Source organism: Paraburkholderia diazotrophica (assembly GCF_038900755.1).
GTDB classification, from domain to species: domain Bacteria; phylum Pseudomonadota; class Gammaproteobacteria; order Burkholderiales; family Burkholderiaceae; genus Paraburkholderia; species Paraburkholderia diazotrophica_A.
Genome location: NZ_JBBPEN010000009.1, coordinates 239,729 through 256,273, shown reverse-complemented (window position 1 = coordinate 256,273; position 16,545 = coordinate 239,729). Strand labels below are relative to the sequence as shown.

Here is a 16,545-nt window from a genome sequence, read left to right as displayed (position 1 = left end):
GGGGGTGACGGTGTGGCTGCATCGACAACTAACAGCCGCGATCCCTGTCGAGAAACGCAGTGACCGCGCCCGTGAGCGCGATGCTGCGCAGTTCCTCCGGCGAGGCCAGATGCGCGGCGATGATCTCGCGATTATCGAGCCGTAGCTCGGGCATGCAATCGAGGCGCAGTTCAAAGAAATGCACCCGGTCTGTTCGTCCGTCCCAAGTGCCACAGACACTGCCGACGGGAAGTAACGGGCCCGATGAGAAACCAATCTCCTCTTCCATTTCGCGCTGTGCGGCTGCATCAGGCGTCTCGCCGGCCTGGATGCTACCGCCGGGAAAGCCCCACTCGGCGCGGTACGATGACTTCACCAGCAATAGCGCCGGCCCGACGTAGATTGCGACTAGCGCGCCCTCATGGGAAGGCCGTCGAACGCGCCACCAGACGCGAGCGAGCCGAAATCCGACGCGAAGCGCCATGCGCCAGACAGAGTCGACAAGCATGGACGCTCGGGCTGGCCCAAGGCTCGGCATGAGCTTTCTCCTTTCTTTCCTTTCGTGATCAGAGGATCTTCCGTTCATCGCGTTCTAGCGGCTTGGTTCATTCAGCGTTTGTCATAGCACTGTTTGAAAGCCGTAGTTTATCCGTAGGCCGCAACCTGGTGCCTGGACTCGCGATATGGTCGCGGGCACGATTCCGCTCATCGCGACGACACCCGGCATAAAGCACCTTGGCCCGGTTCTGGGCGATCTCCAGAGCACGCTCACTCATACAGCCGTGCTCATGGCTAGTACCTCACAACGTGATACAGCCGAAGGGCTCATCAAGTTCCTGGTGTTGCCCGACGCAAAGGGGGGCGCCGCAAACGGAGCCGGTGATCGACATCCGGATGTCGTGTTCGACGACAAGGGGAAAAATCGAGGGATTACCTCTGGCTGCTTACCATCTCATCATGTGGAACCAGATCGCGCGTATCGGAAACATCCAATGCAACGCAACGCCTGGAGCATTGCGCATCGACGCATCCCGTTTCTGAATACGAAACGATGCCAGTATCCCGCTGATTTCACGCTGTTTTCGTCGCCTTGCTACCGCAACGAATATGGTCTGTTGCCGCTTTTTTACTACCACTGGAGATTAGAGATGTCGCCCGTTTATATAGAACCGGTGCCGAAGGGCCGATGGGGGCCGATTGACGGATATAGCCTTGAGCTCAGGGACGGTACCAGGATTACCGAGGAACTGCATCGCTCCGAGAGGCTCGCGGCAAGTGAAGTAAAGTTGCGCGGCTACCTGCCGTTGCGTGCGACAGTGCGCATAACGGATAAAGCGGTCGCGGAACACTGGCAGCCGGCCGACGAAACCCATCTGTTCGCCCAAGGTCAGTCGTAACACGTTTGGTTTTGCCAGGAGCACTTGGCATACGACTTTTAACCTCTCACCGAAGGCTGACGAGATGCTGGGAGATATCGGAGCAACGGGTGTCGCGCGGGACGTCAATGTCGAGTTTCGCGGGCTGGGATTTCGGTCCGAATGGCGTCCGGGTGATGCTGCCCGGAGCGACACCCCGTCCTCGCCTGGCAGCCTGCCGCAAAGAACGCATCGACAAACGCCTGATCCGCATGCCCGCGCTTCTCGGCGATGTTCTTCGCGGTCTCTCCGGTCCATGTCTGACATGCCGGTTTGCATCGTGAACGCGCGCCAACAAACTTCTTGAAACTGTTTCCTGATCCACGCGCAGGCTTTAGTCCATGGCCTAGCATTCATCCCACACCAACGTGTCGAGCGCAACCAGCCGGTTGTCCAGACAAGGAAAACACGACAGAGGAGGAAACGGGATTAGCTAGTGAGCTGAGGCGAGTCCCACGGAAGCATGTTTATGTTCAATTCGGCTCAGGGTAGATGCCAGCGTGTCAGCATTTTGCTAGCTCACCGACCGTGTTCAGTTCGGGGCATATTTTTTTCACTATGCGGGCGTCCTTTTAACTCCATCTATTCGGTATCCAAACGAAATCCGTTCATTTCGTTTGTCGAGAGGAGGGCCGGTTGCAATGAGTCAAACGATGGAAGGAATGGTCTGTCCGAAGGACGCCTCGCGTAGCCACTGCCCCGCCTTCGTCTCCACGATGGAAAGCGGTTCGTCTGCCGATGCGAGGCCTGTGGCGTGCATGAACGTGATGTCCTTGAGTCCGATCACGCCGAGCGCCGCATTCAGATAAGGACGAAAGAAGTCGGGCTGTAGCGAAGGCTCGCGAAACATGGCGCCGCCGGAAGTCACCGCGACGAATGTCGGCCGGTCGCGCAACAGGCCGACCTTGCCGTGCTCCGTCGTCTTGAACGTCACGTCACGACGAACCACGAGGTCGATCCAGTTCTTCAGCACGGCGGGTACCGTGAAGTTGTGCACGGGTGCCGAGATCCAGAGCATGTCTGCGTCATCGAGTTCCTGAATCAACTGGTCTGAAAGCGCAAGTGCCGAACCGAATCGCGCCTTCGCTTCGGCTATGGGCAGCACCAGCGACTCCGCGTACTCGGCCGTGATCGGCGGCAACGGCTCTGCACCAAGGTCGCGCCGGTTGATCTGAATGTCCCGCCCGAAACGCTTGGCCATCGCGGGCAGCAAATGACGGGTGAAATGCCGGCTCGTCGAGTTGTCGCGCCGTGGGCTGCAATCGAGCAGCAGCAACTTGAGATTGTTCATTGCAGATCCATGCTGAAGTGAAGACCGCGGGCCAACAAGCCGAAGCGGAAATAGAAACGTTGCGCCAGTGCATTGGCGAGCGCTGTGTCGAGCACGATCCGGTTGCTGTTGTCCGCGCGGCCAAGCGTGCGCAATTCGTCCAGCAAGCGCTCGCCATGTCCCCTGCCGCGCTCCGCTGCATCCGTGATCAGATCGTCGATGTAAATGAAACGGCCGTGAATCAGGTTGTCGATGCGTCGGTAGCCGGCGAGCGCCACGGGCTTATCGCCGTCCCATACTGCGAGCAACCGGTAACCCTGCGTGCGCTGCAACGCGACGCGGGCGACAAACTCTTCGGATGATTGCAAATGCGGACGCAATTGCTGCATGACGCCGAAACACGCCATGACATCGGCGTCTGTTTCGGCATGTCGGAGAACCAGGACGTCTGTCATGATGCCGATGAACGAGGGTTGGTGTAGGCTTCAGTGTCGTCGTTCGATGACATAGCTGACAGGGACATTTTCTTTGCTTTGGACCAGGCCATGACGCAGCCAATGGCCCGCACGGCGGCGCCTATTCACGAGCAGATCTACGCGCGCTTTCGCTCGATGATCGAACAGGGACAGCTGAGTCCCGGCCAGAAAGTGTCGTCGTTGCGAGCGCTGGCCACCGAGCTTGGTGTCGCGCGCGGCACGGTGCAGGTCGCCTACGACCGCCTGCTCGGAGAGGGCTACCTCGTTGCCCGAGGTCCGGCGGGGACATTCGTTTCGGAACACACGGCTCCCGCCAAACCCGCTCACGCGAAAAAACCGCCCGTTGCCGCTCGCCCATCCCCACGCGCATCCGCACGCCCGTCGGCGCCCGAAACGGTCATCGATATGGAAGGCGGCAATCCCGCGCCGTTGCAGATGGGCCTGCCTGCGCTCGACGAATTTCCGAGGAAGCTCTGGGCGCGGCTGATGACGCGGCAGGCGCGCAAGGTGGGATCGCTGAACAAGCCACCGCCAGCGGGATACATGCCGTTGCGCGAGGCGTTGGCGGCCTGTCTGCACCGCTCGCGCGGCATCGACGCGCATGCCGCGCAGGTTTTTATCGTTCCCGCCTACACCGCGAGCCTTGCCTTGATCATCGATGCACTCGGACTGGCAGGCGAGAGCGCGTGGATCGAACATCCGTGCTATCCGCCGACCGCGCAAACGCTCAAGCGCATGGGTCTGCGAGTCTGCAATGTGCCCGTCGACGAACATGGCGTTGACGTCGGTTTTGGGCGCAAGCAGTTCACGAATGCAAGGCTTGCGGTGGTGACGCCATCGCATCAGAGTCCGACGGGTGTTGCGTTGCCGCTGCAACGGCGCGTCGAACTTCTCGATTGGGCGGGCGCGCACGATGCATGGATCGTCGAGGACGACTATGACGGTGAATATCGTTATCGCGGCCATCCGTTGCCCGCGTTGAAGAGCATGGACGCATGCGGCCGGGTGATCTACTGCGGGACGCTCAGCAAGTCGTTGTTCCCCGGACTGCGGCTGTCATATGTGGTCGTTGCGCCGAACCTCGTGCCGCAATTCGAACTAGCTTGCAGGCGGAGCGTGCATGGCGGTTGTCCCGAACTCATGCAGGCGGTGGTGGCCGATTTTATTGCCGAAGGCCACTTTTCGCGCCATATCAAGCGAATGCGGACACTTTACGCACGGCGGCGTGCGCTGCTCGCCGAAGCGCTCGCGCCTTATGCGGCGGATGGCTTCGTCGTCCATCTGCAGGACGGCGGCATGCATCTGCTGGTCGACGTGCGCGAAGATCTCGACGACGTCGCTCTCGCCAGCCGGGCGCGCGCCTCGGGCTTCGCCGTGCATGCGCTGACGACATGGCGCAACGGCTCGCCCGGACGTCGCGGCCTGTTGATGGGATTCACGAACATCAGCAGTCAGGCCGAGGCGCAGCGTTTGGTGACGGAGCTGTTTCGTGCATTCGACCTGCGCCGATAAGACTGGCTATCTGACGCGCAGGAGCGCAGCGCACTTCGCTGTGTCCGTTCGTCTGGTTGAGCAACGCTAGACCGTGCCTAATGCCTGTGGAACCGACACACCAGCGCGGCAAAGATCATTCACGACACAAGCAAGGATCATCCGGTTGTATTCGGGAGAGAGATAGCCTTGTTGTGTCAGAGGTCGAAAGACTTTATCGCCAAGTCGAATCCGTCTGCCCGTCAACACGCAATATGAATCGTTGCGCGCGCGTCCCAGTCGCCACGTCTGTCCGGAGTAACGGCCCAATGTCGGGTCACTCCAGCTTACGCTCACCGTTTCCGACGACAGCCACTCGACAATGGAAATGCGAGCGGGGACCGGCTCGGCAACGACAGGATCAAATGTCCCGGTTGCGGCGCGACCGCTTCGGCGATACTTCTTGTTGCGAATGCATGTATTCGCAGTGGCCTCCGACGCAAACGGCTTCGGTGTCAAAAGAGCAATCAGTGCACGTCGAACGATATTGTCTTCATCTCGACAGGTCATAGATTCACCTTTTCAGAAGTGCTCTGCCCATCGAGGCAGTCGCCAGGGGAAGTGACGATGAAGCCGGGGTCGCTCATGCGGTGAACAAGAAAGGATTCGCGTCCGAAAAGCAGAACGCATCTGCTGGCGGCATCCTTTTTAAGCCGCTGTCACCTGCAGCCCGCGCTGCACTGCCGGCCGCGCGAGACCACGCTCGAACCAGCGCCGGACGTGCGTGAAGCGGTCGAAGCCGACGATCTCGCGCGCCTCATAGAAGCCGATCAGATTGCGCACCCAGCCGAGCAGCGAGATGTCGGCGATGCTGTAGCCGTCGTCCATTACCCAGTCGCGGATCGCCAGCCGCGAGTCGAGCACACCGAGCAGCCTCGCCGACTCACTCACGTATCGGTCGAGCGGCCGCTTGTCCTCATAGTCCTTGCCGGCGAATTTGTTGAAGAAGCCGACCTGTCCGAACATCGGCCCGACACCGCCCATCTGCCACATCAGCCACTGGATCGTTTCATAGCGCGTGTTGAGATCGGTCGAGAGAAACTGCCCTGTCTTTTCGGCGAGATAGATCAGGATCGCTCCCGATTCGAACAACGCCAGCGGCTGGCCGCTCGGCCCGTTGGGATCGTAGATCGCGGGAATCTTGCCATTGGGATTGAGCGCGACGAAGGCTGGATCGCTGTTCTCATTCGCCAGAATGTCGATGCGGTGCGGCTCATAGGCGAGTCCCGTCTCCTCCAGCATGATGCCGATCTTCACTCCGTTAGGCGTCGGCAGGGAAAAGAGCTGGAGCCGATCGGGATACTGCGCCGGCCAGCGCGTAAAAATTGGATGATTGAGTGTCACTTTCGTCCTCCTCGGTGATTTCATCCGTAATGGCGCATCTCAGCGGCCAGCACTTTGCCCGCCGTCGACATGCAGGATCTCTCCAGTGATGAACGGCGCCGAGTCGAGAAAGAGGATGGCGTCGGCAATATCGCCTGCTTCACCCATGCGTCCGATAGGGTGGAAAGCGCCCAGCGCTTCGTGCGTTTCAGGCGCGTGCATCGGCGTCTTTATGATCCCCGGAGCGACGGCGTTCACGCGAATGCCTTTTTTTGCGTACTCGATCGCCAGTGACTTCGTGGCAGCGTTGAGGCCGCCCTTCGTCATAGCCGCGAGGACCGAGTAGATCCCGCTGATTGCAGCGTGATCTATGCTGGCGGTGACGCTCACTACATGGCCACTCGAATGCTTTTCCATCTCGGCGATCGCGAGTTGCGTGATGTGATAGAAGCCCGCCATGTTCACATTCATTACGGCGGCATAGTCTTCGGCAGTGTGTTCGGTGAAAGGCTTTCCGATGTAAATGCCGGCGTTGTTCACCAGCGTATCGATCCGGCCAAATCGCGCGACGCCTTGGGAAATGACACGTTGAGCGGTTGCGGGATCACCGATGTCACCGGCGATGCTCAGGATGTTCTCGTCGTTCGACGGCTTGATCGAACGCGAGGTTGCGACAATGCGGTAATCGAGCTTTCGGAATGCCTCTACGACTTTAGCGCCGATGCCTTGTGAAGCACCCGTGACGACAACAACCTTCTGTGACTCGTTCATGCTTTACCCAGAAAATATTGTTTCGCTTCAATGCCGACCAATCCTGATCTGGTGTGAAGTGTCCTAACCTTGTCGGCGCATTCGAAATGCCCGAACACGTTCCCGGAAATCTCTCCTGGGCGCATCCGGGCATTGGCTTTGGGCCTGCATCACATCAAACCGCTTGGTACCCTCAGCGAGGGCAGATGCAACCGGATTGCGTTCAGATCGAGCCAGCTGGCGTAACGGCGGGAAAGTCCTTCTCGGGATCGAACACGTTATTGAAGAAGTTCGTCAGGGAGTACATCGCCACCAGCGCGACGATCTCCATGACGTTCGCGTCCGTGTAGCCTGCATCGCGGACGGCTTTCAGATCGGCGTCGCTGACCTGGCCTCGGGTTTCGATGACTTTGCGGGCAAACTGAACGGCGGCGTCGCGCTTCGCGTCGCTGGCGTGGCCCTTCCGGGCGAGAATGATTTCATCGGCGGGCAACTGGGCCATATGCTTCGCGGTAAAGCTGTGCACCGTCAGGCAGTAGTTGCAGCCGTTCACTTCGGAGACAGCGAGCCCGATGCTGTCACGTGTCTTCACGTCGAGCGCCTTGCTCAAGGAGCCAAGCAGGGTGGCCCATGAGTTGAACGCGATCGGGCTCTGCGCGAAAGTCGCCATCATATTGGGGGTAAACCCGATATTCTTGGTGAACGTATCGAGAGTTGGTTTCGATTCGGCCGGCACCTGTTCCGGCTTTAGAGCAGTACTTCTCGGCATGTTGGTTTTCCTTAAGTTACTGGTTTTCGGAACACTTATATGAGATCGAGCACATCGGCCACCGGACGGCGCGGCTTCTGCGCCCAGTTTCCGGGGCGCTCCGTCCCAACGGACAACAGCATGACGGGCACTTCGTTCTCGGCCAGCCCGAACTCGCGGTGCACCGCTTCGGCGTCGAAACCGATCATCGGCGTCGAACCCAGGCCCAGCGAGCGGGCCGCATAGATCATCGCCGCCGCACCGAAGGTGCCGGTGCGTACCGCCTCGTCGCGCTGGCGCTGCGGGTACTCCATGTACAGATCTCGTGCGGGGATTTCCCATTCCGGCACCATCGTTGCCGGCATGACGCCCGCTTCAACCAGCGGTGCCAGGCGCTCCGGTATTACGCTGGAATCGGCCAACTGGCCGCAGATGATGAAGGTAACGGCTGCATCCGTGACCGCGGGCTGGTTCCAGGCGATCGGACTCAGCCGAGCTTTGGCTTCCGGCGTGCGCACCGCGATGAAGCGCCAGTTCTGCAAGTGGAAGGATGTCGGCGCGGAGGTGCCGATTCGCACCAGCTCGCGGATCTGGTCGTCGCTCAAGCTGGCGGCAGGGTCGTAGTACTTTGCGGCGCTGCGGCTCAGGATGCATTCGATGACGGCGTTGGTCATGGTGGTTCCATTTCTCATAGCGATTCCTATGCGTGATGAAATAAATCGAGGTACAAGCGTGCGTTCGCTCTATGCGGACCTGCTTTCGTTCAAGATGTCGGGCGACGTTTTCTCCTCTGCTTCTGGTAGTTGCAGTCAACCGCGGTACTTCGGCAAGCGCGGATCGGCGCATACACGGCTGGTACCGGGCATCTGGTTGATTGCGATCGTGATATCAACGCTCATCGAACACTACAAACTGGATAATTCGTATAACTAAGCGTAGACGTCACTTTGCGATACGAATGACCGAATCGGCTCATGCAAGCGCGGCACGCGCACGTTCGTCAAACAGACCGCCAGCTTCCGATCATGCCTGTACCAGCGCCAGTTTTTCGACCTGCACGCCTTTCTTCGGCAGGTCGCGCGGGCGCCCTTCGTGTCCAGGTTCAGTTGGGTGTGACGGTTTCATCCATCCCATGCCCGGTAGCAGGCATTGAGACGGTGAAGGCAATGGCTGTGCGAGCAGCAGCGAGGACAGATCGAATGTTCATGAGGATGTTGGTCCTTATGGTCCTTGTATTGTGGCTGTGCTCTGGGCCACAGGTAAGAACCAGGAATGAACATTTTTTATGTACCACGACCGGATGACCACGCCGCAAATTACCGGGCCTAACCCCGGAACAAATGTGAAGCGTGTGTGACGGCGCCGCCTGCACGAATGGCCGCCGCCACGAGCGCGGCTTCCGACAGTTGCGCTTCGCTCGCGCCTGCGTCGCGCGCAGCTTTCGTGTGCAGTTCAATGCAGTAGGGGCACTGCGTCGTCAATGCGACGGCGACGGCAATAAGCTGCTTCTGTTGCACACTCAACGCGCCTTCTTCAAAGACCGCCTTGTCGAATGCCCAGAAGGCTTTCATCGCTTCCGGTGCGTTTTCGTCCAGCTTCTTGAGTCGGCTAAGATGCTTCATATCGAACATGGGTTTCTCCTGTAATCATTGGCCTGCATGCTTATAGTAGAGAGGTGCCCGTTCCATTTGGTCTCGATTTGGTTCGAATTCGTCTATGACTAGTCGCGCGATCTTTGAGCTTCCCGTCCTCGAACGTTTCCTTGCCGCACTGGACATCGGCGTGGCGAATTTCACTCTGTGCGACATTCGCGACGGCTGGAGTGCCCGCTTCGACGCCTGCGCAACGACAAGCCTTCACTACTGCATGGAAGGCAAAGGCGTGCTCGTGATGCAAACGGGCGAGCGCGTCGCGCTGACGTCGCACAGTTTCGTGCTGTTGCCGCCTGGCATCGCTTACGCGATTGAAAGCGGCTATTCATCGCCCAGCAACGAAACGAACCACGGACGTCTCACAGAGTGGCCTTCGCGAGAAACAGTGCCGACAATCCAGGCGGGTGAAGGCACGGCCGGCATCGCCACGGCATGCGGTGAATTGAAGCTCGATACGAATCACGGCATGGATCCATTCAGCGCGATGCGTCGGCCGCTGATCGCACAGTTCGACGGGCAGTCGGGCTTGAAGAACCAGTTCGTCATGCTGCTGGCAGAATGCGCGCGGCCGGGGCTCGGCTCGCGCGCGCTGGTCGAAGCACTGCTCAAGCAGTGCTTGATCATGGTGATGCGGCGGCAGATCGAAGCGGGGGAAATAGAGCTGCCCTGGGCCACAGGCTTCGCCGACAAGCGGCTCGTCGCAACGCTCGAAGCAATCTTTGAGCGCCCGTCATCGCCGTGGACAGTGGAGCGGTTAGCCGATATCGCCGGCATGAGCCGTTCCGCGTTTGCCGCCCAGTTCATGAAGGCATTCGGGCAGCCGCCGATGAGCATGTTGAAACTCGTGCGGCTACGAAAAGCGGCGGAATTGCTGGCGACGACCACGCGACCGGTCGCCGAGGTCGCGAGGATGGTCGGATTCACGAGTCGAAGCAACTTCTCGCAGGCGTTCCACGCAATGCACGGCATGGACCCGACCGCTTTCAGGCGTCGTCCCGTCACGGGGAATTAGTCGGGCTACCTCCTACGCCGATCTCGGCCGTGTGTGGCTCTCGCCTTTTCGCCTCGCACGCGCATACGTGAACGATGGAGTGGAACGACCGGCTCCAAGGTCCTGAGCGCCATCACGTTGTAGTCGAGATGCTTGCTCGCGTGTTTGCTCGTTGATTTGCCTGAATTACTTGACCGGTGTGGTCAGGGCCTTGTCGCCGGAATCGACCACGAACACCGCCAGCAGTTTCGCTGGCCTGGTCTTGCTTGCATTGCGGCTCACACGATGAAGCGCACCCGGCTCCTCGAAGAAACTTTCGCCCGCGTGATAGATCCGCTTCGGGCCATCGTTGACTTGTGACTCAATGGCACCCGAAACGACATAGGCGTAGATGAACGCCGACTTTGCGTGCTCGTGTGCCGGCGACGCTCCACCAGGGGCATAGTCGACAACCACAGCGGTCAATGACTTGCCAGGAATGTTGGGGATGGCACGCTCGAAGTTGGGTGTGACCGTTTCACCCGTCCCGTGCGCAGTCGCAGGCATCGAGACGGTGACGGCCACGGCTGCGCAGGCACCAGCGAGCGCGGATCGAATGTTCATGAGGATGCTTCTCCTTAGTGCCATTGCATTGTGTCTACGTTCTGGGCCACTGACAAGAACCAGGATTGAACACTATTTATGTACCATGACCGGATGACCAAGCCGCTGCAAATACAACTCGACCGGTCTGCGAAGACTCCATTGGCCGAGCAGATCCGCAAAGCAATCAGCACTGCAATCGAGAGCGGCGTGCTTGCAGCGGGAGCACGTCTGCCATCGTGGTTGGACCTCGCAGCCCAGCTCGGCGTTGCCCGGGGCACGGTGCGCCTGGCATACGACCGACTCGCCGACGCTCAACTTATCATTGCTTCCCGGGCGACGGGAACGCGAGTGGCGGATCGGCCGCCCGCTCCCGTTCAGGTGGAAGAGCGGCCTGATCCGGGCTCGTTCATGGAGACGTACCGGGAACTCACCGCAGGGCCGGCGATTTTCCAGATGGGCGTGCCTGCACAGGAAACGCTCCCTGCCAGACTTTTCACAAGAGTCCGATCGTTCGCGCTACGCGCGGAATCCAGCGCATCAGTCGTTTATCCCGATCCCCGGGGCGAACTGGAACTGCGGCGCGAGATAGCCGCCTACCTCGCCATTTCGCGCGGCGTCACGTGCTCGCCCGCCCAGATCATCATCACGAGCGGATTTAGCGGCGGGCTCGGACTGACACTACGTGTACTGGGCCTCGGGGGCAAGAGGGCGTGGGTGGAGAACCCGGGGTTTCCGTTCACCCGACACGGGCTGGAACTCGCGGGCATGACACTTTCGCCGATACCGGTCGATGCGGAAGGGCTCAATATCGATTACGGCCTTCGACATGAGCCGAAGCCCGATCTGGTTGTCGTCACTCCCGGGCAGCAGGCACCGCTCGGTCCCACGCTCTCGCTCGCGAGGCGTCTGCACCTTCTCGACTGGGCTGCGAGAGAACGAGTCTGGGTGCTTGAAGACGACTATCTGAGCGAATTGCAACTGACAACACGCGCCGCGCCGGCGCTCGCGTCTCTTGATCGTGGCCAGCGTGTCATTCATATCGGCTCCTTCAGCAAAACGATCAGTCCTGCACTGCGATTGGGGTTCGTTGTCGCCCCGTTGCCGCTTGTGTCCCGGTTCGCGGAGGTGGCAGCATGCCTGGCTCCGGCGCCCTGGTTGTCTGTGCAGCTCGCGACGGCGCAGTTCATGCGCGACGGACACTACATGCGCCATCTGAGAAGGATGAAGCGCCTTTACGCCGCTCAACGCGACGCGTTGCTCAAATGCCTCGAGCAGCGCGCTTTCGAAACGGTGACTGCCGGTTTGGCCGTACTCGTGCGGTTGCCCGACGGCGTCTCGGACATCTCCATTGCGAGAGCATTGTTGGCGTTTGGATTGGGTCCCCCACCGCTGTCACCGTGGTATGCGTCGCCGGCCTCCGCGAGATCGGGACTTTTGCTGGGTGTCGCGACCTCGCCGGAGAGAAGCGTCGCCAGATCCTGCGACCTGTTGCATGAAGTGATAAGACGCCATACGTAAAGCAGTAATGCGGCTACGATCCAATCGGATCGCGCCAAGTTCAGTGCGACGAGACATAGGCCGTATCAGCGAATACGGCCGGAATCGCAAAGCTCTCGCGCATACGCCTAGCCTCGGCGGCCGGTGTCAGTCAAACAGACGCCTGAATTCCCTGCTGAACTGGAACGGGCTCGCGTAACGCACAGTGTGTCCCGCCGCCTCTGCGGTCAACTCGTTGCGCTCCATTGCAGGCGAGCCCGACGAAGACGCGTCGACTTCACGTATTGCATTGGCGACACCTGCGTATTGGCCTTGAAGTGACTGTGGAAACCCGGAAGGCTCATTCCCGCTTCGTCGGCCAGTTGCCTGACGTCGAGGGCTGCGCGTGGCTTGCATGAATCAGACGCAGCGAGCGGCCTATCTGGCCCGACTGTCCTCGCATCGCCAAAGCCTCGCGCAACGAGTCTGGCCTCAAGAGGATAGAACTGGGTGCTCGGTCGAGGCGCTTATCGCATTCCACCGGAAGGATTGACGGGCACTTTTCCGCCCAGCTCGAAGTAGCCCTCGCGCATGAGTCGCACTGACTCGCCGCGCTCGCATGGTCCTGCCGCGTCGCCTCGGCGCGATGCAGATCAGCAAGAAGGGCGATCTGGCGAACTGGATGATCCCCGGCAAGATGATCAAGGGCATGGGCGGCGCGATGGACCTCGTCGCGGGCGTGAAGAAAGTGGTCGTGCTGATGGAGCACGTCGCGAAGGGCGACCAGCACAAGTTCTCATGGCTGGCGGCCACTGGAGCCGTTGTCTGATTGTATTGTCCGCCGGGAACAAGGTGGCCTCATCGCTTCAGCCCGGTATGCGCTCTTACGTGCGGATCCAGCCTCGTCCCCAGGAGTTCAACGTGTATTCCTCATGCGGCCAGACGCCCGGAGGATGGGCCGCTTCTACTCGCTGGAGGTCACAGGAGAGTTCAACCCGATTGCCATCGGGGTCGGTGATCATGAAGAACAGGTTGTTACCTGGACCATGCCGTCCCGGGCCAAAGAAGATCGAGTATCGTGCCCGTGCGAAACGGTCGCCCCAATCGCGGATATCGTTCCAGGACGAGGTTTCGTAGCAGTGGTGATCCCAGACATCCTGCGAGCCTCGAAAGAATGCAAGTGAGTGATGCTCATCGTCCGAACGCAGGAAGCACGTCGTAACCCGCCCCTCCGTGTCGACGACTTCATCTGAGATGGCAAAGCCGAGTCTGTTGACGTAGAAGTCGAGCACCGCTTCGAGCTGCGTCGTCTGAAAAACAGTGTGCTGTAGCCGTGCGGGAAGGTCGTCAGGGCTTCGCTGCTCATTGGGTACACCGATGACCAGGCAACGCCCTTGTGGATCGCGAATGCGTATGGCACCTTGCATGAAGAACACCTCGTCGGCCGGAGTCGTGGTTTCCGCAAAGTCACCGAGCTTCGCCTTCAATGTGGCAAGGGCTGCTTCATCGCGCGCGGCATAGGCTGCTGCGGCAAGCTCTCCTGATTTTCCATAATGAATCACGATTGCCCGTGAACCGCCAGCGAGAGCAATCTGGTCGCCGTTATGCGACACGACCTTGAGGTCGAACAGATCGGTGTAGAACCTGGCCAGTCGTTGGGGATCTTCGCTTGTGATGTGAAGATGATGAAGGGCCAGTGGCGTATCGGTTTGAAGCGTCATTATTAAGGATGCTCTTATTCTGTGGAAAGAACGTGTGAAGGTGTTGCTTGCCCATGGCCGACTACGTCGCTGTCTGGGTTCGACGTTATGTCTGCCGCAGCAAGATAGCGCGACGCAAACAATTCGGCTTCGGAGGCGCGAAACACGCCGGCTACGTATCGATCCGGACGTACAAGGATGAAGCTTCCTTTCGCCGCTGCATACATCGACGGAATCGCCGCCGTTGCGAGGGTTGTCTGGACGAAGCTGGTTGTGCGATTCGAGTCGGTCTGACTGGACGTCGTAATTGCAATTTTCGTCGCCTTGATCCGCGCCCACATGGGCAAAGATCCAACTGCGGCCAGTGCTTCGGGATCGACGTCGATCGCAAGCAATGTGAAGCCGTGACCGGTGACTTCATCCAGCAGCACCCTGCTTTGGCCGATCCGTACTTCGGGCTGCGGCGACATGGTGCCGACGGCATCGGCACAAACGCTTGAAGACGCATCGATAAGGCCTGTGCGAAAGCGTGGCTTCGGTTTGAACTTCATTTTCAGGAAGTAGTCCCGGACCGGGGGCACGATCGCGGTTGCGCGGAAGAACGTTGCGGTGGCCCAAGCCTGCAATTTGCTGGCCGGCGCCATCACAAATCCGAGTTGCAATGCGAGCCTGATAAGCGCCCAGGCGTGGTCGCGGCGCTCCTGTTCGTACGTTTCAAGAACAGCCGGTCCCACCGTGCCGTTCAGAACGGCAGCGAGTTTCCATCCAAGGTTGTGTGCATCGCGGACACCGCTATTCATGCCTTGACCCGCATACGGTGGAGTCAAGTGTGCGGCGTCCCCCGCGAGGAAAACCCGGCCGATTTTCCACCGGTCGGCCACGCGGGCATGAAATGTATAGACGGTCTTCCGAACGATGTCGACCGGCCGATCACCTTTGAAGGGGCGAAGTAGTTCGCGGATGCGCTCCGGCTTCAGGATCTCCTCGTCGGTCTCACCGGCTTTGAGGAGAAACTCGTACCGTCGTGTCTTGTCCGGCCCGGGTACATCGACAACAGGGCGATCAGCGTCGCAAAATGCGCGGGTCTGCCAGAACGAATCGTCATCGTTTTCGATGTCGATTACGAGCCAGCGGGCTTTGAAGGACGACCCTACGAGCGTCGCGCCAATCTGCTGCCGCACGCTGCTGCGCCCGCCGTCGGTGCCCACAATGTAAGCCGCTTCAATGGTGTGAACGCCTTGGGTGCTCGCGACGTTCGCGCGCACGCCATCGGAGTCATGCGCAAAATCGACGAGCGTATGGCCGAACAACATGCGCACGCAGGGGAAGCGGCACAGCCCCTCCCGGAGGCTGGCCTCGAGGCGTGGTTGGCGGAACGCGTTGCGGCGGGGAAAGCCGTATTCGCTTGCGGTAGGTTCGACTTTTCCAAAGCAAATGCCATCTGGGCGCGTGTAGTAATGCACGCCGTAGCCCTTGACGACATTTTCGAGTACGGCTTCTGCGAGGCCAATAGCCTGCATGGTTCGAAGCGACTCGTCATCGATCGATACAGCCCGCGGCTCTCCGACAGTCGACGCTTTGCGATCAATCAGAATCGTTTCGATTCCCTGTTGCCCGAGTATGTTGGCCAGCGTGAGCCCGGTCGGGCCAGCGCCGACGACCAGTACCGATGTCTTCAGGGTCTTTGGGGTGTCCATCTTGTTGTCTCCGTCCATGCCAGCAGCCCCAAGACGGGGCACCCGCGGCGCGCTCGGACCTACTCGTCCTTGATTGAATTGAGCAATGTACCGATGCCCGAAATCTCGACTTCGACCACATCGCCGGGCTTCATCCACAGCGGGGGCTCGCGGAATGCACCGACACCTCCCGTGGTGCCAGTGATGATCACGTCGCCTGCATGCAGCTCGGTGAACGTCGAGCAATAGGCGATGACATCGCCAACACTGAAGATCAGGTCGTCGGTGGTGGCTGCCTGCACAACTTCACCGTTCAGGCGCGTCGTCAGCGAGAGCTTTGACGGATCAGGGATCTCGTCCGTCGTCACGAGCCACGGCCCGAATCCACCTGTTTGCGGGAAGTTCTTGCCGGGCGTGAACTGGATCGTGTGTTTCTGCCAGTCGCGCACACTTCCGTCGTTGTAGCAGGAGTAGCCCGCGACGAAATCGAGCGCGTTCTCTGAGGAAACGTGGCGTGCCGTGCGGCCGATTACAACAGCCAGTTCGCCTTCAAAGTCGAGCTTTTGCGATGCGCGTGGCCGGATGATCGGTTGTCCATGAGCCACCTGCGAATCGGCGAAGCGGGTGAAGAACATTGGGTGTTTCGGCATCTCGCGGCCCGTTTCCTTCACGTGCGAAGCGTAGTTGATGCCGACACAAAGAATCTTGCCGGGGGCCGGGATGACGGGGAGGAAACGTACCTGATCGAGGGGAATGAGGGCTGTCCCTCGTTCGGCGATCGTTGCGATGGCTCCAAACGCACCAATAGCGATGGCTTCCTGCAGCGTGTGTCCAACGTCCGAAGCGTATTCGCCGAGGTCAAGGACCCTGTCACCGCGCAGCACTCCAAAGGAGGTCTTTCCCGCATATTCAAAACTCAAAAGCTTCATTGCCTTTCTCCTGTATGAATCCTCATATATGACGTAGCGTTGAAT

Annotated in this window: 19 protein-coding genes and 2 pseudogenes; 6 read left to right on the top strand and 15 right to left on the bottom strand. The window is 59.7% G+C overall.

The genetic code is table 11. The features are described from left to right. Window positions 1–28 precede the first annotated feature (28 nt). Window positions 29–517, bottom strand: coding sequence for an NUDIX hydrolase (locus AABE10_RS26390; RefSeq protein ID WP_342936151.1), 489 nt, complete (start codon window positions 515–517; stop codon window positions 29–31). A gap of 145 nt (window positions 518–662) precedes the next feature. On the opposite strand from AABE10_RS26390, the gene AABE10_RS26385 reads away from it, so the two are divergent. Further along, window positions 663–1,376: a hypothetical protein gene (locus tag AABE10_RS26385; protein WP_342936150.1), complete on the top strand. Its 714-nt coding sequence runs from the start codon at window positions 663–665 to the stop codon at window positions 1,374–1,376. Window positions 1,377–2,040: 664 nt separating this feature from the next. On the opposite strand, the gene AABE10_RS26380 is transcribed toward AABE10_RS26385, so the two are convergent. Both AABE10_RS26380 and AABE10_RS26375 read right to left on the bottom strand, forming a co-directional pair. Beyond that, complete coding sequence (locus tag AABE10_RS26380) at window positions 2,041–2,685, bottom strand: FMN-dependent NADH-azoreductase (RefSeq protein WP_342936149.1); 645 nt, start codon at window positions 2,683–2,685, stop codon at window positions 2,041–2,043. Next, window positions 2,682–3,119, bottom strand: a complete 438-nt coding sequence (locus tag AABE10_RS26375) for a GNAT family N-acetyltransferase (protein WP_342936148.1) — start codon at window positions 3,117–3,119, stop codon at window positions 2,682–2,684. Before AABE10_RS26375 ends, AABE10_RS26380 begins: the two co-directional genes overlap by 4 nt. 90 nt (window positions 3,120–3,209) lie before the next feature. On the opposite strand from AABE10_RS26375, the gene AABE10_RS26370 reads away from it, so the two are divergent. Further along, the gene (locus AABE10_RS26370; protein ID WP_342936147.1) at window positions 3,210–4,652 is read left to right on the top strand and encodes a PLP-dependent aminotransferase family protein; all 1,443 of its coding nucleotides are present in this window, start codon (window positions 3,210–3,212) and stop codon (window positions 4,650–4,652) included. Between the two features lie 66 nt (window positions 4,653–4,718). On the opposite strand, the gene AABE10_RS26365 is transcribed toward AABE10_RS26370, so the two are convergent. The 5 genes from AABE10_RS26365 to AABE10_RS26345 form a co-directional block, all read right to left on the bottom strand. After that, a complete protein-coding gene (locus tag AABE10_RS26365) occupies window positions 4,719–5,180 on the bottom strand; it encodes a DUF3331 domain-containing protein (RefSeq protein WP_342936146.1) in 462 nt (153 codons plus the stop codon). Between the two features lie 138 nt (window positions 5,181–5,318). Beyond that, window positions 5,319–6,014 (bottom strand): glutathione S-transferase N-terminal domain-containing protein, encoded by a 696-nt coding sequence (locus AABE10_RS26360; RefSeq protein ID WP_342936145.1) that lies wholly within the window; start codon window positions 6,012–6,014, stop codon window positions 5,319–5,321. Window positions 6,015–6,053: 39 nt separating this feature from the next. Then, window positions 6,054–6,764: an SDR family NAD(P)-dependent oxidoreductase gene (locus tag AABE10_RS26355; RefSeq protein ID WP_342936144.1), complete on the bottom strand. Its 711-nt coding sequence runs from the start codon at window positions 6,762–6,764 to the stop codon at window positions 6,054–6,056. 202 nt (window positions 6,765–6,966) lie between these two features. After that, a complete protein-coding gene (locus tag AABE10_RS26350; RefSeq protein ID WP_342936143.1) occupies window positions 6,967–7,512 on the bottom strand; it encodes a carboxymuconolactone decarboxylase family protein in 546 nt (181 codons plus the stop codon). A gap of 35 nt (window positions 7,513–7,547) precedes the next feature. Beyond that, window positions 7,548–8,183 carry a nitroreductase family protein gene (locus tag AABE10_RS26345; protein ID WP_342936142.1) on the bottom strand — a complete coding sequence of 212 codons (636 nt, stop codon included), beginning with the start codon at window positions 8,181–8,183 and terminating at the stop codon, window positions 7,548–7,550. On the opposite strand from AABE10_RS26345, the gene AABE10_RS26340 reads away from it, so the two are divergent. Then, window positions 8,149–8,424, top strand: coding sequence for a hypothetical protein (locus tag AABE10_RS26340; protein ID WP_342936283.1), 276 nt, complete (start codon window positions 8,149–8,151; stop codon window positions 8,422–8,424). The two genes, AABE10_RS26345 and AABE10_RS26340, sit on opposite strands and share 35 nt — an antisense overlap. 392 nt (window positions 8,425–8,816) lie before the next feature. Here the strand turns inward: AABE10_RS26340 and AABE10_RS26335 are convergent, their stop codons facing one another. Then, window positions 8,817–9,122, bottom strand: coding sequence for a carboxymuconolactone decarboxylase family protein (locus AABE10_RS26335; protein ID WP_342936141.1), 306 nt, complete (start codon window positions 9,120–9,122; stop codon window positions 8,817–8,819). 85 nt (window positions 9,123–9,207) lie between these two features. Between AABE10_RS26335 and AABE10_RS26330 the strand changes: the two genes are divergently transcribed. After that, complete coding sequence (locus AABE10_RS26330) at window positions 9,208–10,155, top strand: AraC family transcriptional regulator (RefSeq protein WP_342936140.1); 948 nt, start codon at window positions 9,208–9,210, stop codon at window positions 10,153–10,155. Between the two features lie 165 nt (window positions 10,156–10,320). On the opposite strand, the gene AABE10_RS26325 is transcribed toward AABE10_RS26330, so the two are convergent. After that, window positions 10,321–10,737 (bottom strand): cupin domain-containing protein, encoded by a 417-nt coding sequence (locus AABE10_RS26325; protein ID WP_342936139.1) that lies wholly within the window; start codon window positions 10,735–10,737, stop codon window positions 10,321–10,323. Between the two features lie 93 nt (window positions 10,738–10,830). On the opposite strand from AABE10_RS26325, the gene AABE10_RS26320 reads away from it, so the two are divergent. Next, window positions 10,831–12,237, top strand: a complete 1,407-nt coding sequence (locus tag AABE10_RS26320) for a PLP-dependent aminotransferase family protein (protein ID WP_342936138.1) — start codon at window positions 10,831–10,833, stop codon at window positions 12,235–12,237. A 40-nt stretch (window positions 12,238–12,277) separates the two neighbouring features. Here the strand turns inward: AABE10_RS26320 and AABE10_RS26315 are convergent. Both AABE10_RS26315 and AABE10_RS36480 read right to left on the bottom strand, forming a co-directional pair. Further along, a pseudogene (locus tag AABE10_RS26315) lies at window positions 12,278–12,679 on the bottom strand (helix-turn-helix domain-containing protein); the annotation flags it as partial. Between the two features lie 43 nt (window positions 12,680–12,722). After that, window positions 12,723–12,788 carry a hypothetical protein gene (locus AABE10_RS36480; RefSeq protein ID WP_428983390.1) on the bottom strand — a complete coding sequence of 22 codons (66 nt, stop codon included), beginning with the start codon at window positions 12,786–12,788 and terminating at the stop codon, window positions 12,723–12,725. 44 nt (window positions 12,789–12,832) lie between these two features. Between AABE10_RS36480 and AABE10_RS26310 the strand changes: the two are divergent. Then, window positions 12,833–12,988: pseudogene (locus tag AABE10_RS26310) on the top strand (CoA-transferase); the annotation flags it as partial. A gap of 91 nt (window positions 12,989–13,079) precedes the next feature. Here AABE10_RS26310 and AABE10_RS26305 read toward each other — a convergent pair. The 3 genes from AABE10_RS26305 to AABE10_RS26295 are packed head-to-tail and all read right to left on the bottom strand — an operon-like array spanning window position 13,080 to window position 16,500. Beyond that, a complete protein-coding gene (locus AABE10_RS26305) occupies window positions 13,080–13,916 on the bottom strand; it encodes a VOC family protein (protein WP_342936137.1) in 837 nt (278 codons plus the stop codon). Between the two features lie 14 nt (window positions 13,917–13,930). After that, on the bottom strand, window positions 13,931–15,592 hold the full coding sequence (locus tag AABE10_RS26300; RefSeq protein ID WP_342936136.1) for a bifunctional 3-(3-hydroxy-phenyl)propionate/3-hydroxycinnamic acid hydroxylase: 1,662 nt from the start codon (window positions 15,590–15,592) through the stop codon (window positions 13,931–13,933). Between the two features lie 59 nt (window positions 15,593–15,651). Next, window positions 15,652–16,500, bottom strand: a complete 849-nt coding sequence (locus AABE10_RS26295) for a fumarylacetoacetate hydrolase family protein (RefSeq protein WP_342936135.1) — start codon at window positions 16,498–16,500, stop codon at window positions 15,652–15,654. Between the last annotated feature and the right edge of the window lie 45 nt (window positions 16,501–16,545).

Excerpts from the sequence above, each read along its gene's own strand:
- AABE10_RS26390 (WP_342936151.1), bottom strand. The coding sequence starts at position 517 with ATGCCGAGCCTTGGGCCAGCCCGAGCGTCCATGCTTGTCGACTCTGTC.
- AABE10_RS26385 (WP_342936150.1), top strand. The coding sequence starts at position 663 with ATGGTCGCGGGCACGATTCCGCTCATCGCGACGACACCCGGCATAAAG.
- AABE10_RS26380 (WP_342936149.1), bottom strand. The coding sequence starts at position 2,685 with ATGAACAATCTCAAGTTGCTGCTGCTCGATTGCAGCCCACGGCGCGAC.
- AABE10_RS26375 (WP_342936148.1), bottom strand. The coding sequence starts at position 3,119 with ATGACAGACGTCCTGGTTCTCCGACATGCCGAAACAGACGCCGATGTC.
- AABE10_RS26370 (WP_342936147.1), top strand. The coding sequence starts at position 3,210 with ATGACGCAGCCAATGGCCCGCACGGCGGCGCCTATTCACGAGCAGATC.
- AABE10_RS26365 (WP_342936146.1), bottom strand. The coding sequence starts at position 5,180 with ATGACCTGTCGAGATGAAGACAATATCGTTCGACGTGCACTGATTGCT.
- AABE10_RS26355 (WP_342936144.1), bottom strand. The coding sequence starts at position 6,764 with ATGAACGAGTCACAGAAGGTTGTTGTCGTCACGGGTGCTTCACAAGGC.
- AABE10_RS26350 (WP_342936143.1), bottom strand. The coding sequence starts at position 7,512 with ATGCCGAGAAGTACTGCTCTAAAGCCGGAACAGGTGCCGGCCGAATCG.
- AABE10_RS26340 (WP_342936283.1), top strand. The coding sequence starts at position 8,149 with ATGACGGCGTTGGTCATGGTGGTTCCATTTCTCATAGCGATTCCTATG.
- AABE10_RS26345 (WP_342936142.1), bottom strand. The coding sequence starts at position 8,183 with ATGAGAAATGGAACCACCATGACCAACGCCGTCATCGAATGCATCCTG.
- AABE10_RS26335 (WP_342936141.1), bottom strand. The coding sequence starts at position 9,122 with ATGTTCGATATGAAGCATCTTAGCCGACTCAAGAAGCTGGACGAAAAC.
- AABE10_RS26330 (WP_342936140.1), top strand. The coding sequence starts at position 9,208 with ATGACTAGTCGCGCGATCTTTGAGCTTCCCGTCCTCGAACGTTTCCTT.
- AABE10_RS26325 (WP_342936139.1), bottom strand. The coding sequence starts at position 10,737 with ATGAACATTCGATCCGCGCTCGCTGGTGCCTGCGCAGCCGTGGCCGTC.
- AABE10_RS26320 (WP_342936138.1), top strand. The coding sequence starts at position 10,831 with ATGACCAAGCCGCTGCAAATACAACTCGACCGGTCTGCGAAGACTCCA.
- AABE10_RS26305 (WP_342936137.1), bottom strand. The coding sequence starts at position 13,916 with ATGACGCTTCAAACCGATACGCCACTGGCCCTTCATCATCTTCACATC.
- AABE10_RS26300 (WP_342936136.1), bottom strand. The coding sequence starts at position 15,592 with ATGGACACCCCAAAGACCCTGAAGACATCGGTACTGGTCGTCGGCGCT.
- AABE10_RS26295 (WP_342936135.1), bottom strand. The coding sequence starts at position 16,500 with ATGAAGCTTTTGAGTTTTGAATATGCGGGAAAGACCTCCTTTGGAGTG.